11 protein-coding genes and 4 pseudogenes are annotated in these 14,752 nt (G+C 69.6%); 9 read left to right on the plus strand and 6 right to left on the minus strand.

The features are described from left to right. Positions 1 to 327: pseudogene (locus ABZW30_RS40340) on the minus strand (hypothetical protein); the annotation flags it as partial. Positions 328 to 593: 266 nt separating this feature from the next. On the opposite strand from ABZW30_RS40340, the gene ABZW30_RS40345 reads away from it, so the two are divergent. The 3 genes from ABZW30_RS40345 (at position 594) to ABZW30_RS40355 (ending at position 4,041) form a co-directional block, all read left to right on the plus strand. After that, positions 594 to 1,583, plus strand: a complete 990-nt coding sequence (locus tag ABZW30_RS40345; protein ID WP_355676286.1) for a S66 peptidase family protein — start codon at positions 594 to 596, stop codon at positions 1,581 to 1,583. A 167-nt stretch (positions 1,584 to 1,750) separates the two neighbouring features. Next, positions 1,751 to 2,296 (plus strand): helix-turn-helix domain-containing protein, encoded by a 546-nt coding sequence (locus tag ABZW30_RS40350; RefSeq protein WP_355676310.1) that lies wholly within the window; start codon positions 1,751 to 1,753, stop codon positions 2,294 to 2,296. Next, positions 2,266 to 4,041, plus strand: coding sequence for a hypothetical protein (locus ABZW30_RS40355; protein ID WP_355676287.1), 1,776 nt, complete (start codon positions 2,266 to 2,268; stop codon positions 4,039 to 4,041). The genes ABZW30_RS40350 and ABZW30_RS40355 overlap by 31 nt, the downstream gene beginning before the upstream one ends. Positions 4,042 to 4,269: 228 nt before the next feature. On the opposite strand, the pseudogene ABZW30_RS40360 reads toward ABZW30_RS40355, so the two are convergent. Both ABZW30_RS40360 and ABZW30_RS40365 read right to left on the minus strand, forming a co-directional pair. After that, positions 4,270 to 5,361: pseudogene (locus ABZW30_RS40360) on the minus strand (integrase core domain-containing protein). Positions 5,362 to 5,683: 322 nt separating this feature from the next. Then, on the minus strand, positions 5,684 to 6,055 hold the full coding sequence (locus tag ABZW30_RS40365) for a hypothetical protein (protein ID WP_355676288.1): 372 nt from the start codon (positions 6,053 to 6,055) through the stop codon (positions 5,684 to 5,686). 394 nt (positions 6,056 to 6,449) lie between these two features. Here ABZW30_RS40365 and ABZW30_RS40370 point away from each other — a divergent pair. Further along, positions 6,450 to 6,569, plus strand: a pseudogene (locus ABZW30_RS40370) (AAA family ATPase); the annotation flags it as partial. Between the two features lie 66 nt (positions 6,570 to 6,635). Here ABZW30_RS40370 and ABZW30_RS40375 read toward each other — a convergent pair. Then, positions 6,636 to 7,082, minus strand: a complete 447-nt coding sequence (locus ABZW30_RS40375; RefSeq protein ID WP_355676289.1) for a DUF6228 family protein — start codon at positions 7,080 to 7,082, stop codon at positions 6,636 to 6,638. A 280-nt stretch (positions 7,083 to 7,362) separates the two neighbouring features. Between ABZW30_RS40375 and ABZW30_RS40380 the strand changes: the two genes are divergently transcribed. Together ABZW30_RS40380 and ABZW30_RS40385 are read left to right on the plus strand one after the other, a co-directional pair. After that, positions 7,363 to 8,790, plus strand: a complete 1,428-nt coding sequence (locus ABZW30_RS40380; protein WP_355676311.1) for an NF041680 family putative transposase — start codon at positions 7,363 to 7,365, stop codon at positions 8,788 to 8,790. A 124-nt stretch (positions 8,791 to 8,914) separates the two neighbouring features. Further along, positions 8,915 to 9,409, plus strand: a pseudogene (locus tag ABZW30_RS40385) (hypothetical protein). On the opposite strand, the gene ABZW30_RS40390 reads toward ABZW30_RS40385, so the two are convergent. Next, on the minus strand, positions 9,375 to 10,157 hold the full coding sequence (locus tag ABZW30_RS40390) for an IS5 family transposase (RefSeq protein WP_355676290.1): 783 nt from the start codon (positions 10,155 to 10,157) through the stop codon (positions 9,375 to 9,377). The pseudogene ABZW30_RS40385 and the gene ABZW30_RS40390 sit on opposite strands and share 35 nt — an antisense overlap. A 411-nt stretch (positions 10,158 to 10,568) precedes the next feature. Here ABZW30_RS40390 and ABZW30_RS40395 point away from each other — a divergent pair, with 411 nt between their 5' ends. The 3 genes from ABZW30_RS40395 (at position 10,569) to ABZW30_RS40405 (ending at position 13,080) form a co-directional block, all read left to right on the plus strand. Then, positions 10,569 to 11,996: an NF041680 family putative transposase gene (locus ABZW30_RS40395; protein ID WP_355676312.1), complete on the plus strand. Its 1,428-nt coding sequence runs from the start codon at positions 10,569 to 10,571 to the stop codon at positions 11,994 to 11,996. A gap of 59 nt (positions 11,997 to 12,055) precedes the next feature. After that, on the plus strand, positions 12,056 to 12,469 hold the full coding sequence (locus ABZW30_RS40400) for a hypothetical protein (RefSeq protein ID WP_355676291.1): 414 nt from the start codon (positions 12,056 to 12,058) through the stop codon (positions 12,467 to 12,469). Positions 12,470 to 12,837: 368 nt separating this feature from the next. After that, positions 12,838 to 13,080 (plus strand): acyl carrier protein, encoded by a 243-nt coding sequence (locus ABZW30_RS40405; protein WP_355676292.1) that lies wholly within the window; start codon positions 12,838 to 12,840, stop codon positions 13,078 to 13,080. On the opposite strand, the gene ABZW30_RS40410 is transcribed toward ABZW30_RS40405, so the two are convergent. Further along, positions 13,061 to 14,557 carry a replication-relaxation family protein gene (locus tag ABZW30_RS40410; protein WP_355676293.1) on the minus strand — a complete coding sequence of 499 codons (1,497 nt, stop codon included), beginning with the start codon at positions 14,555 to 14,557 and terminating at the stop codon, positions 13,061 to 13,063. The genes ABZW30_RS40405 and ABZW30_RS40410 overlap by 20 nt on opposite strands. Positions 14,558 to 14,752: the final 195 nt, after the last annotated feature.

Genomic DNA, 14,752 nt, shown 5'->3' on the forward strand with positions numbered 1-14,752 from the left:
CGCGGCGGACCACAGGGCCTGGCGGCGGGTCAGGCCGAGACCGGCGAAGGCGCCCGCGGTGGCGAGCGCCTCGAGGGCGGGTTCGGGCAGATCGGCGCGGCGGGCGAAGTCCTCCAGGTCCGTGTACGGCTGGCCGGCGGCGATCGCCTCGGCCCGCTCGTCGCCGAGGCCGCGGACGGCCGCCAGCCCGAGGCGGATCGCGGGCTGGCCCTTCCCCCCGCTGCCGGGAGGTCCGGGTTCGAGGGTGGGCCGGGCATGGCTGTGGTTGATGTCGGCGGGCAGGCGGGCGGCGGCCCCGGCGAAGCCTAAGTGGTCGGCTCCGGAAATCCTTCGGGGGTTGACATCGGGGCCCGATTCCGCATCGGTCCCTTAGCGGTCTGGGGCGGCGAAGCGGGGCTGGCAGGCACAGTCGAAGGAGTCGTCGGGGGTGCCGACGAACTCGTCATCGGTACCCGTCCTTCCTGGGTTGTTCGCGTGGAGGCGGTCGGTGGGCCCAGCTGGGGTTCCGGGGCTTGGCTTGCTCACGTCGGGGAGGCGGAATATCGGCGGCACGAGCCTTGTTCCTCGCCGTTGTTGATCAACAAGGAGGCCCCATGCCTGTGATCCTTCGGCCCCGCGCGCTACGTGCCGGCGACCTCGTGGTCGTTACCGCGCCCTCGGGCCAGCTTGAGCCGGGTGAGGAACCACTGCTCGCCCGCGGTGTGGCGATACTGGAGCGGATGGGTTTCCGCGTGCGAGTCAGCCCGATGGTCGACCCGGCGCAGAATCGCTGGTGGGCGTCAGGCACTCCGGCGGAGCAGGCCGCCGAACTCAATGGTCTGCTCCGGGACCCGGAGGTGCGGGCCATCGTCGCGCACACCGGTGGACAGGCGACCATCGGCTATCTCGATTTGATTGATCTGGACGCCATCCGGGCCGACCCGAAGCCGATTCTCGGCTACAGCGACATTTCGCTGCTGCACATGGCGTTGCACGCCAAGACCGGCCTCGTCGGCCTCCACTCCGACATCGCCACCCACGGTTTCGGCAGCGATTGGTACACGCTGGGCGACGAGGCCCGTCGCTCCGAGCTCGTTGACCTCTACACCCGTGTGCTCACCAAGGCCGAGGCGCCGGGCGTGCTGCCGGCAATGGGGGCTTGGGAAACCTGGCGGCCGGGACGTGCGCAGGGACCACTGGTCGGCGGTTTGCTGAACCGCCTGGTCCAACTGCAGGCGACATCGTTCGCGCTGGCTGCCGGACGGTTCGACGGTGCCGTGTTGTTCTGGGAGGAGGTGCAGCGGCCGGTCTCGCGGATCTGGGGCGACCTGCATACTCTGCGGCTGTCCGGTGTGTTGGACCGGATCGCGGGCATGGTGGTCGGCATCCCGACTGAGGTCACGCCCTACGAGGGCGGCGGAGACCGCGCAGGTCTACGCGACGTGGTGCTCGATGTCCTGGCTCGACGTGACATCCCGGTCCTCGCACAGGTCGACTTCGGTCACACCTCGCCGAACCTGCCGCTGCCTCTCGGCGTCCGCGCACACGTGGACGCGGACAACCAGACGCTGTCCCTGCTCGAGTCGGCGGTCGCGGAAGGCTGAGTTCTGCTGGATATTGGCGCGGGCCCGGAGGGCTGCGACCCGTCGTGTTCCGCTTCTCCCGATCGGCCCGTCTGCCATGCCCGTTGCGCCGGCCTGCCCGATCGTGCTGACCGTCGCCGAGCGCGAGCGACTGAAGAAGACGGCTTACGACCACACACGAGACCGGCCTGCACCTGGACACGGTTCGTGCCTGGCGCGGCCGGTTCGCCCACGGCGGCCTGTCGGCCCTGGCCGACCGTAAACGCTCAGGGCGCCCGGCCCGCTTCGCCCCCGTGCAGATCGCCGAGACCAAGGCGCTGGCCTGCCAGTTACCAGCCGAGACCGGTGTGCCGCTGTCGCGCTGGTCCTGCCCGGAGCTGGCCGCCGAGCTGACCGCACGCGGGATCACCGACACCGTCTCCGCGTCCACGGTGCGCCGCTGGCTGCGCGAGGACGTGCTCAAGCCCTGGCAGTACCGGTCCTGGATCTTCAACCGCGGCCCTGACTTCCGCGCCAAAGCCCAAGGCCCGGTGCCCGCCGAGAAGCAACTGAGGTTCCGGCCAGACCGGGGATCGGTTCGGGACAGCTCCGGGCAATCGCGGCTCCTGGACGACGGGACGGTGCTTACCGTTGACAGGACTGTTGGCACCCATTCCGTCGTCAGCCCGCATCGCGTGAAACGCCGAGGTAGGGAGTCCGCACCGTGCCGTCCTTGCTGCACTACGAGATCGTGACGGATCCGACATCGCTCCGAGCGTCGCTCACGGACGAACCGTCCCTGGGGACGGTGTACGTGATCGTCTCCAACACCCACCAGGCCGAGGTGAAGTGGGACTACATCGATGTGGCCATGCCACTGCTCAACCTGTCCTCGGACCTGACGGACAATCCCTCGGCGGTCACCGCGAGCATCGAGCGGACGTACCAGAACCCGCTCGACGACGAGCTGGAGTTCGCGTGGGACAGCGGCAGCAACTGCTTCCGGGCGCAGCTCTCCCGCGCGCAGCCTCCCACGCGCAAGCACGCGCTTCTGGACGGCCACGGGGCGCTGGTGCTGAAGCTGGAGAACATCCCGGTCTCCGCGGGTGCGGGCCTGAGCTTGCTGGAGATCCGCGACAACGCGTACGGCGGCGACGGCAACCTCGCCAGGCGGGATGGCCACTACACCACCCACCTCGGCCTGGTGAAGCAGACGCCGCGGGTCCCGCGCAACTTCCGTGCGCAGAAGTCCCTGGTGAACGGTGACGCGAACGAGCAGCTCGTGCTCCTGTGGGACGGACCCACCGACCTCGACTACGAGATCCTCGACCAGCCGGGGACCGCGATCCACCACGAACGGGCGGTGCCGGGTGCGGCTGCGGCCCACAAGGATTACCGCTGGCCCACCTCCGCCCCGAAGCGCGGCACCACCTACACGCTCGTCGCGAAGGCGCCCGGCGCCGGACAGCAACAGCGCGGGTACTTCCTCACCACCACCGTCCATGCGGTCGTCCCCGAGTTCGAGAGCGGGACGCGCACCCCGTGGGTGGAGGGGACGGCCGGCAAGGGCCGGGTCACCTTCGCCACGGACGGCGTGGAAGTCCACCGCCCGAACGGCAATTTGGGAAGGGTAACGGCCGACGACGTCATCACCCGCGTGGTCCAGGGGCTCACCGACAGCGCCGGCTGGATCACCTTCCCGGACCGCGGCGTCAACGTCTACCACGGCCACGGCGCCACTTTGGGCGTCCTCACGGCCGCCCGGGTCGATGCGGAGGGCGTCAACACCACGTGGGTGGGCAGCCGCGAGGCCGGCCAGGGCTGGATCGCGTTCACCCAGCCCGGCGCCACCCTCTACAAGGACGACAGCGGGCAGGAGCGCGGCACCTTCACCGCCGAGAAGGTCGATGTCCACGGCCTGAACACCACCTGGGTGGGCGATCGCGACGGCGGCAAGGGCTGGCTGGAGTTCCCGCAGTCCGGCATCAACGTCCGCAAGGACGGCGGCGGCGCCTGGGGCAACGTCGCCGCCGACAAGGCCGACCTCAACGGCATCAACACCAAGTGGGTCCAGGGCCCCGGCACCGGGGACGGCTGGATCGAGTTCCCCCCCGAAGGCGTCCGCGTCCTGCGCGACGGTGGTCACGACCTCGGCACCGTCATCGCCGGCAAGGCGAACCTGCACGAGCTGCACACGGTCGATGCCCGGGTCTCCGGCGAAGCGCACGTGCAAGGGCTGCTGACCGTCGGCGGCGGGATGAAGCTCAGCCACGACGGTGAGCGGATGTTCGTCACCATGCCGGACCGGATCATCTTCCACGGGATCAACGAGTTCAAGAAGTGGGTGACCCTGGAGCGGGGCATGGCGGTCTCCTTCCAGACCGGCAGCGTCGAGATCACCAAGGAGAACGGGGTGCTGTTCAGGGGCAGCGACGTCCAGATCCAGCAAGGGCAGCTCTCCATCTCCACCGGCAACCCGCCGCAGGTGCGCGTCCTGTAGCGAGTGTTCGACGGCCCGCCCCGCGCAGGGACACTGCGCGGGGCGGGCCATCCGCTGCGCGGCCAGCCAGATCCGGCCCCGCCGAGACGCGCTTCAGGCCGTCTCTGCCCGCCTGTGCCCGCCGCGTCCAAGGGGAAACGGCGGCAGGGCTCGGCGGAGGCGGCCTGACAGCCTTTCTGGGGCCGCCGCGCCCCAACTTTGCGGGTGCCGATTAATCATCCGGCCTGGTCAAGCGGCATGTTGGTACTCGTGGAGGGTGCCGCCCAGTCGGTCTCGCCGACGGACCTCCAGACGTCTGATCTGTGCTGGTCCGTTGATCGGTTCGGGTAGCGGGCCGAGTGGCGCTGCTTGCGTCAGGGTTCGGTGCGGCCGGTGCTCGTTGTAGAAGGTCTCGAACTCGCGCAGCGCGTGGAGAAGGTGGCGCTGGTTCCAGATCAAGGTGCGGTCCAGGAGCTCCCTGCGGCAGGTCTGTATCCAGCGCTCCATCAGGGAGTTCATCCGCGGTATCCGGATGCCGGTGGCCACGATGTTCAGGCCGGCGTCGGTCATCAGGGCGTCGAAGGAGGCCGTGAACTTCGAGGCGCGGTCACGGATCAGGAACCTGGCCGTGCTGCCCGCGTCCTCGATCTCCATGAGGAGGTTGCGTCCGGGCTGCACGATCCACTGCGCGCTCGGACGCGCGGTGGCGCCCAGGATTCGGATGCGCCGGGTGGAGTGCTCGATGGCGGCGAAGACGTACAGGCGCGCCTCGGTCAGCGTGCGGGTCTCGAAGAGATCGCAGGCGAGCAGGGCCCCGGCCCGGCTGCGCAGGAAAGCGGCCCAGGTCGTGCTCTACCGCTCGGGCGCGGGCGGGACGCCGTGCGCGCGGAGGATCTCCCGAACGGTGGAGGCGGCGACCTTGACGCCGCGGGCCGCGAGTTCACCGTGGACGCGCCGGTAGCCCCACGAGCTGTTCTCGCGGGCCAGGCGCAGGACCGGGGCACGGATCGACCGGACGGTGGGCGGGCGCCCGCGACGCTTCGGAGTGCAGGTCGCGGCATGGCGCCGCTCGAGCGGGTCGCGGTGCCACCACAGGACCGTGTCCGGGCGGACCAGCGACACAAGACGCCGCAGCCTGTCGGTGGAGAGGTGGTGGAGCAGCCCCGCGAGGACTGCGCGGTCCGTGTCGGTGAACACCGGCTTCGCGGCCTGGCGCTGCGAAACCAGCAGGTGGTGCCGCAGCGCCAGGATCTCGATGTCCTTCTCCCGGCCGCCCATCGGCAGCAGCCGCAACAGCGCGAAGGTGTCGGTCATGGCGAGGTAGGCCAGGCGCAGCAGCACAACAGATCATCATGCCGTCCGTGCTGCCCCGCGGGAAAGACAACCACGAGGCCGACAGACGCGACCCGCGGCCAGGTGACAAGGCTGCGACCAGACCGGATGATCTATCGGCACCCACACTGCCCGCCAGGCCGCCTGCGGGCAGAGGAGGAGGGCGTGGCAATGCTTCGGTTGGTGTTGGGGTTCAGCGCGCGCTGCCGAGGTTCCGGTCGGCCTCATCGCCTTCGGAAGCAGACGCATACAGCCGTTCCTGCGGCACGAGGGATGACCGGGTCCGGCACCGCCCGAGCGATCCGAGGCCGGCCACGCTGTACAGCCGTCGTCAGCCGGACATCGGGATCGACGGGTCCGTGCGGCCGCTAGCCAGTGCCGTCACCCCGGCGGCCTCCCGCACACCGCCCGCGAGCACCGCGCACGTGAACGCGATCACAGGGGCCTTCCAGTCCCAGGAGGCGAACGCAATCACCGGTACGACGAACATCGAATGGACGGCAGAGACAGCAAACGCCGCCCGCGCCCAACCTCCGCCGATCACCGGCCGACGTACGGTCGCCCAGTGACGCCACCACAGTCCGGCAGCCACCGCCGCAATGACGGCCATCACAGCAGCGCCCAGCCGCGCCAGATCAGCATCGGTCGCACTGTCAGGGTCCAGCGCGGTCGAGCCGGTCGTATGCACGCTCAGCGCAACCACAGTCCATCCGAGGGCCCCCGCACCCAGCAAGGAAGCCAAGACTGCTGCGCGTCGCCGGTCCCAACTCGTCCCAGAACGCGTCAAGTTCGATTTCATGCCTCATCCTAGCTTTGACTCTGCCGGAGATCTCGTTCGCTGCCGTGTCAGCTGACGGCTCGCCAGGACCGCAGGTGCGGGACGCCCAGAAGCGCGGCCTGCTGCATGCTGAGCTTGCCGTCAGCACGGGCCCAGGCTGGGCAGCCGCCGCGTCCACCAGCTCCAGCGTGAACACCTCGGCCCGCACTCCCAGCCGCAGCCTGCGGCCCGGCCCCTCGAAGATCCACACCCGGCCAACGGATTCGGCCGACCGAACGCAACGGCCCCGCGCCCTTGCCCGCCCGGCCCGGCAAGCGCGAGACTCTGCGCGGCCATCGTCGGCTGGCTCACCTTCGGCGGCATCATCATCGAGACCGGCACCGACTCCTACCGACTCGCCACCACCCGCGCCCGCGTCGAACAGCAGGCCGCCGGCTGATGACCGTCTCGGGTCCTTCCTCCCGAGCCGAGGAAGGACCCGTCCAGAGCCAGGCAGGCCAGGGGGCTATCCCTGGTGAAGAAAGGCCTGCGCCTCGGCGGCAAGGGCCGACATCTGCTCTCCCGCCTCAAGCGTCGTGGTCAAGGTGCACTCCCAGGAGTCCTCGGTGAAGACGTTGAACCGAAGAGTCCAGCCCAGGTGGACGTGTCCGCCGGCACCGAACGTCGCTGTCAGAACCAGACGGTTGTTGAGCCAGATACGTTCGCCCTCCCAGCCGCGAAAGTCCCGCGCCAGCCCCGAGAGGAAGTCGCTCAGGTTCCCAGCGCCGTCCCAGACCGAGACCGTCACCGAGCCGATGCACGCGCGCAGGCCATCGGCCACAGCTTCGACGGCGAAGACGACCTCGTACTCGTCCACGCGGGACCAGTCGAAGAACCGGACACAGGTCGCCGGCGTCTCCGAGCTGCGGACCTCAAGCTCGGCTCGATCGGGAAGCACCTCGAAAAGACTCACCCGCGAAGGATACGAGCCACGCGGGTTGACGTCACCGTAGTTCCGACACAGGTGAGTGGTACTACTTCTCACCGACATTCCACCCTCCGCTCACCGGTGACCGCTCTTCAAACCCGCCTACAAGTGCTCTCGGTCGGTTCTCAGCTTGTTGTTTAACCTCGGAGGTCACCCGACCTGCTGATCTGCGGTTCTTCGCGAGACAGCAGAGGCGGCCGCCCCTCACGCTTCGAGATGTCGAGTAACGAAGCTGAAGGAACGGCCGCTGGTGACGAGTCTCCCTGTGCAGTTGCCCGCCGTCGAGCAGTGGGGCGTGCTGTCCCGCTTTCGGATGGACTTCTACGAGTGCCTGTACACGCGCGCGGACGTGCTCTTCGAGCTCACCGACGCGCTGCTGTGCACGGACGGGCCGGTCAAGACGCTGGTGGACCTGTCGCTGGCGGCCGAGCACCGGCGTGGGCACGGTGCGATGTACGCCGCGCTGGACCGGGGCTGGCTCGAGCCCGCCCGACTGCGCCGCGCGCTGGCCGCCCTTCCGATCCCTCGCCTCGGCGACGGGCGCATCGCCCTGGCCGTCGATGTCTCGCACTGGCTCCGTCCCGACGCTCCCACCAGCGATGACCGCCTGTTCTGCCATGTCTACGGGCGCGGCCGGAGCGCGGACCAGCTGATCCCCGGCTGGCCCTACTCCTTCGTCGCCGCCTTGGAGACCGGCCGCACCTCCTGGACCGCACTGCTGGACGCGGTCCGGCTGGGACCGGCCGACGACGCCACCGCGGTGACCGCCGACCAACTTCGCGAGGTCACCGGCCGCCTGATCGAAGCCGGGCACTGGCAGTCCGGCGACCCGGACATCCTGCTCGTCATGGACGCCGGCTACGACGTCACCCGCCTGGCCCATCTCCTGTCCGACCTGCCCGTCGAGCTCATAGGCCGACTGCGTTCGGACCGGGTCATGCTCCGCGATGCGGGCGAGCCCCGCTCCACACCCAAGGGCGGACGCCCACGCAAGCACGGCACTGCCTTCACCTTCGCCAAACCCGAGTCCTGGCACGAGCCCGACGCCACCACCTGCACCGAGACCACCCGCTACGGCAAGGCCGAGGCGAAGGCGTGGGACCGGATGCACCAGCGCCTGCAAAAGCGCGGGCCCTGGCTCGACCATGAAGGCGAAATCCCCATCACCCACGGCACGTTGGTCCGCCTCAAGGTCGATCACCTGCCCGGCGAACGCGAAGCGAAGCCGCTGTGGCTATGGTCCTCTGCCACCGACATCGATACCGTCCATCTGGACCGGATCTGGCGCACCTTTCTGCGCAGAGTCGACCTTGAGCACACCTTCCGCCTACTCAAGGGCCCCCTCGGCTGGACGGCGCCGCACTTCCGCGCACCGGACACCGCCGACCTGTGGACCTGGCTGGTCATCGTCGCCCACACCCAGCTCCGCCTGGCCCGCCCGCTCGCCGCCGACCTGCGCCGCCCTTGGGAACGCCCGCTGCCGCCAGCGAAGTTGACCCCGGCCCGGGTCCGCCGAGGGTTCCGCAACATCCGCGTGAAGGTCCTCACTCCGGCCCGCGTGCCAAAACACTCCCGACCTGGCCCCGGACGGCCACCGGGTTCGAAGAACCGCAACCCAGCGCCCCGCCACGACGTCGGCAAGACCGTCAAACGCGAACCCACGCTCCAGGCCCACCTCGCCGCGCGAGGTTAAACGTCAAGCTCAGAAGCCGTTGTCTTTCCGAGAGTGATGGGTGCGTTTTCGCTGGTCAGGAATAACGCCGATGCTTCGGCGGCAGAGACGGGGTGTCGTGTCGTCTCTTCGGTGGAGGTGCCGGATGCCGTCGGTGATGGGGTTGCTGGAGGAACGCGAACGCGCCGCTCGGCAGCGGGTGGAGGCCCTTCAAGCCGAGCTGCGGGAGGCGGAGGCCGCGTGGGAGCGGTTCGTGATCGCCCGTGAGACGGTGAGCGAGGTCCTGGCGGGACCACGCGGAGGCGAGGAGGCACCATCGGCCGTGGTGGAGGGCGAGCGGCCGGCACAACTCGCGGCGGCGGTGCCCGGTTCGGTGGTGCCGCACTGACGGGAAGGGCTCGCCCCGACGGTGCTGGCGCTGGACTACCAGCGGATCATGGACGTCCTGGCCAGCGGGAGCGGGGCGGGGGGGGAAGCGATGGATTGTCGGCAGCTCGCTGTGGCGCTCGGACTGGAGGCGGTTCCGGCGAAGGTCGAGGGAGTGCGGTCGAAGGCGAAGCGCCTGGCCGCGCGGGGCTGGCTGACAGAGGACCCCCCGGGACTGTTCAACGTGGTCGCCGGGCGAGCCGGCGGCTCATGACCATGCTCATCGACCACCGGATCACCGCCTCCGAGGTATCGGTGCGCGTCTCGTAGTCGCGGGCCAGGCGGCGTGAGCGCATCAGCCACGCGAACGTCCGCTCCACCAGCCATCTCTTGGGCAACACGGTGAATCCGGTGACGTCGTCGTTGCGTTTGACCACACTCAGTGCGATCCGCAGGACGTCGCGGGCGAGGTCGACCAGGCGTCCGGTGTAGCCGCCGTCGGCCCACACCAGCACGATGCGCCAGTGCCGCTCGCGCAGCCGGGCCAGCAGCGTCCGGCCGGCTTCGCGGTCGGTGATTGAGGCCGCGGTGACCATCACCGTCAGCAGCAGCCCGAGGGTGTCCACCACGATGTGACGCTTGCGGCCGTTGATCTTCTTCCCGCCGTCGAATCCCCGCGTGGCGGCCGGCACCGACGCGGCTGCCTTCACCGACTGCGCGTCGATGACGCCCGCCGTCGGCTCCGGATCCCGGCCCGCTGCCTCGCGGACCCGGTCGCGCAGTCGGTCATGGAATTCAGCGACCAGGCCCTTGTCCCGCCAGCGCCGGAAGAACGCGTAGACGCGGTCCCACGCGGGGCAGTCCGCGGGCATCGCCCTCCAGGCGATACCGCCCGCGACCAGGCAGCGCACCGCATCCACCATCTGCCGGTGGCAGTAGCTCTCCGGCTGCCCGCCGCGGCCCTCCAGCCAGCCGGGGACCGGCATCGCGTCGCGCACGACGGCCCACTCCGCGTCGCTCATGTCGGACGGATATCTCGGTCGCCTGTGCGGCCGGTCCCCGGCGTTCCCGAACCGGTGAGCGATGCAATCACACGTCAGGGAAGCCGAGTTGGACGACAGCAACGCTGACACGGAAGACTGCAGCACCAGGGGCCTCCTGTTGCTCGGTTGGATTCGACACCCACGAGCTGTGCGGGAGGCCCCACTTTCATGCTCAGCCAGCCACAAGATCACCCGACCGAGTCGACCACCTCGAACTCACGCTCACCGAGATCGATAGAGCAACGGCCACTGAGCTTGTTGTTTAACCTCGGAGGTCACCCGACCTGCTGATCTGCGGTTCTTCGCGAGACAGCAGAGGCGGCCGCCCCTCACGCTTCGAGATGTCGAGTAACGAAGCTGAAGGAACGGCCGCTGGTGACGAGTCTCCCTGTGCAGTTGCCCGCCGTCGAGCAGTGGGGCGTGCTGTCCCGCTTTCGGATGGACTTCTACGAGTGCCTGTACACGCGCGCGGACGTGCTCTTCGAGCTCACCGACGCGCTGCTGTGCACGGACGGGCCGGTCAAGACGCTGGTGGACCTGTCGCTGGCGGCCGAGCACCGGCGTGGGCACGGTGCGATGTACGCCGCGCTGGACCGGGGCTGGCTCGAGCCCGCCCGACTGCGCCGCGCGCTGGCCGCCCTTCCGATCCCTCGCCTCGCCGACGGGCGCATCGCCCTGGCCGTCGATGTCTCGCACTGGCTCCGTCCCGACGCTCCCACCAGCGATGACCGCCTGTTCTGCCATGTCTACGGGCGCGGCCGGAGCGCGGACCAGCTGATCCCCGGCTGGCCCTACTCCTTCGTCGCCGCCTTGGAGACCGGCCGCACCTCCTGGACCGCACTGCTGGACGCGGTCCGGCTGGGACCGGCCGACGACGCCACCGCGGTGACCGCCGACCAACTTCGCGAGGTCACCGGCCGCCTGATCGAAGCCGGGCACTGGCAGTCCGGCGACCCGGACATCCTGCTCGTCATGGACGCCGGCTACGACGTCACCCGCCTGGCCCATCTCCTGTCCGACCTGCCCGTCGAGCTCATAGGCCGACTGCGTTCGGACCGGGTCATGCTCCGCGATGCGGGCGAGCCCCGCTCCACACCCAAGGGCGGACGCCCACGCAAGCACGGCACTGCCTTCACCTTCGCCAAACCCGAGTCCTGGCACGAGCCCGACGCCACCACCTGCACCGAGACCACCCGCTACGGCAAGGCCGAGGCGAAGGCGTGGGACCGGATGCACCAGCGCCTGCAAAAGCGCGGGCCCTGGCTCGACCATGAAGGCGAAATCCCCATCACCCACGGCACGTTGGTCCGCCTCAAGGTCGATCACCTGCCCGGCGAACGCGAAGCGAAGCCGCTGTGGCTATGGTCCTCTGCCACCGACATCGATACCGTCCATCTGGACCGGATCTGGCGCACCTTTCTGCGCAGATTCGACCTTGAGCACACCTTCCGCCTACTCAAGGGCACCCTCGGCTGGACGGCGCCGCACTTCCGCGCACCGGACACCGCCGACCTGTGGACCTGGCTGGTCATCGTCGCCCACACCCAGCTCCGCCTGGCCCGCCCGCTCGCCGCCGACCTGCGCCGCCCTTGGGAACGCCCGCTGCCGCCAGCGAAGTTGACCCCGGCCCGGGTCCGCCGAGGGTTCCGCAACATCCGCGTGAAGGTCCTCACTCCGGCCCGCGTGCCAAAACACTCCCGACCTGGCCCCGGACGGCCACCGGGTTCGAAGAACCGCAACCCAGCGCCCCGCCACGACGTCGGCAAGACCGTCAAACGCGAACCCACGCTCCAGGCCCACCTCGCCGCGCGAGGTTAAACGTCAAGCTGAGATAGTGGTTACCTGTTGTTGATTGGCGACTACTCAGGGGAGTTGGAATGTCGCAGACGCGGGATGCCGCAGTGGTCGAGCCGGACCCGGACCTGAGCCTCGCCGAGATCTGGGCGCCGATCTCGGGGAACAAGAACAGACTCGTCCAGGACGACTGCGGTCTCGACCCCAAGGCGGTCATCGCTCTGAACGAGGAGCGGGAGGAGGTCGGCGACAGGATCAGCCTGTACTGGGGCGAGGGCGCCACCGTCCCGGAGGTCGAATACGAGCTGACCGTCAGCGACCTCAGCCGGCAGGAGGCCGGGTTCGAGGTGCCGTGGCCCTCCATCAAGGCCACGGGCAAGGGCGACATCCCGGTCTGGTACACGATCACCCCGGACGACACCGACACCCCCGCACGAAAGTCCACCAGGACCCTCGTCACCGTCGAGGCCGTGACCGCAGCAGTCGAAACCGACTGACCGACCCCGCCCGACGCAACGCCCCCCACGTCGCGCGGCCCCGGACCGTGGCCGGCCTAAAGGTCGGCCACAAGGGCCCGCACGCACGGAGCCCAACAGGTCACACCCGGCGGGCCTTCGCCGGGTAGAGCCTCGCGTGGAACACCCGCTCGTCCCACCACGGAGCCGGAACGGAGACCAACGCAGCCACTTCCCGCTTCGTCGGGACCGGCAGCACCAGCGGACCCAAGTCCTTTACGGCACGGTCCCGCACACACTGGGGCACTCCAACCGGCCCGGCCCGGCCTTCTCCCGCAGCTCCAGCTTCAGAGCCCGCCCAGTTGCTTCCCGTTGCGATCCACCACCCCATCATCAGCAGAGGTGATCACATGGACGACAAGACCATCGAAGAGCAGGTCAAGGAGATCGTCGCCAAGGAACTCGGCCGTGACTTGGGAGAGATCCAGAACGAATACAGCTTCATTGGCGACCTCGGTGCCAGCAACGCCAACATCACCGCGATGTTCGATGCCATGGAAGAGAAGTTCCCGAACGTGGAGTTCACCATCGAGGAGTACGACAGCCTCACCACCGTCCAGGCCGTCATCGACTTCATCGCCAAGCACAGCTGAACCTGCCCGGCACCCCACCGGATCGAAGGCCCTGGCCCCTCGGGACCAGGGCCTTCGTGCTGCCGCCCCACAACCCTCGCGGCGCGGCCACGCCCGACAATCGATCCAGCCAACCGGACCACACCCAACGGCCCCTCACCGGGTACAGCTTCGCGTGCAGCACCCGCACCTCCCACCACGGATCGTCCGGAGCGGAGACCAACGCGGCCACCAACTCCCGCTTGGTCGGGACGGGCAGCACCAGCGGACCCAGCCCATCCACCTCCCGGTCGCCCGCGCACTGCGGGCACTCCAACCGGCCCCGGCCAGCCGCCTCGTCGGGTTCCAGCGGTGAGCCCGCCCTCCCACCGATCGAGCCCCGGCACGTCCAGCACGGGCGCAGCGCGGCGTTGGCCTGCCGGGCCTTCTCCAGGCGCCCACGGGCCTTGGCGGCGGCCTTCTCCCGGCGTTCCTCGTGCTTGTGGTGGCAGGGGTAGCAGCGGCCGCCGGGACAGCGGGTCCACTGACCGTGGAGCCCGTACTCGTAGGTGCTCTCCTCCTTCGGGACCTGGCCGCAGTCGACGCAGGCCAGGGTCCGCATCAGTTCGCGGCGGGCCTGGCGGGCCTTCTTCTCCCGAGCCTGTTGGCGCAAGTCGTAGGCGGCGCGGGTGTCCGGGTTGTCCAGCGCCTCCATCAGGGAATGCCGTCCGGCGCGGCCGAAGCGCCACCACACCGGCCCGAGCGGCCCGTGCTCGGCCAGCAGCTCCAGGGTGGTCGCGACGACTGGCACGGCGTCGTCGTACTCACGCCAGCCGTCCCCGCCGTTGTCGTCCCGGCGCACCGTGTACCGCTGCCCGCCCCAGCACTCGGCCGACAGCTCGGCCACCGCCTCCTGCCGATTGGCCAGGCCGACCGGTCCGGCGTCGGTGACGACCAAGGCGACCGGCGGGTACCCGGCACGGATGTGGCCAGGCCAAGTACGGTGCCACCAGTACACCGTCCGGTCGGCACCCTCCTTGTCGGCGAGGGCCGGGTCGTTGTCGCGGACCTTGACGCGGAACAGCTCGCGGTAGGCGGTGAACTTCGCAGCCACCCGCTCCGGCGCCATGGTGGAACGGTCGACCTCCACCATCAGCACCAGCACCCCGATCTCCGGGACCTGGAGCACCGCGTCCGGGCGCACCTTGCGCCTCCCGCCGGGCAGCGTGAACTCCACCTCGGTCGCCCAGTCGGCGATGGCACCGACCCCGCCCGCGGCGTCCGGCGCGGTGCCGCCGAGGACGAACGCGGCGATCGTCTCGTTGACCGCCATCGCGTGCCGGGCACCGGAACGGCCGGCACCCCGGGCCGTTCCGCCCATGTCCGAGCGGGGCAGGCCGAGGACATGCCCAGCCGCCTCCAGCCCGGCGGCGGGACGACGGCGACGCAGGCCGGTCGTACGGCGGCCCGTCGGCGTCCGCAGGCAAGCGCCGCAGGCCGTCACGACCCGACAGCGCACCACCGCCACCATCAGGAGGAGATGGGCGCGCAGAGAGGGTTGTCAGAATTTCCGGCACCGCTGGCTGGCCATCTGAGCTTCACGAATGCCGCCCCATGCCCCGCCCGGGGTCCCGGCATCAGGAGCCACAGCGGGAGTTGCAGTGGGAGCTACATCAGGAGCAGCGCCAGGGCGCTCGGAAGGGCCGTTCCCGGA

Source organism: Kitasatospora sp. NPDC004669, assembly GCF_040609455.1.
GTDB lineage: Bacteria > Actinomycetota > Actinomycetes > Streptomycetales > Streptomycetaceae > Kitasatospora.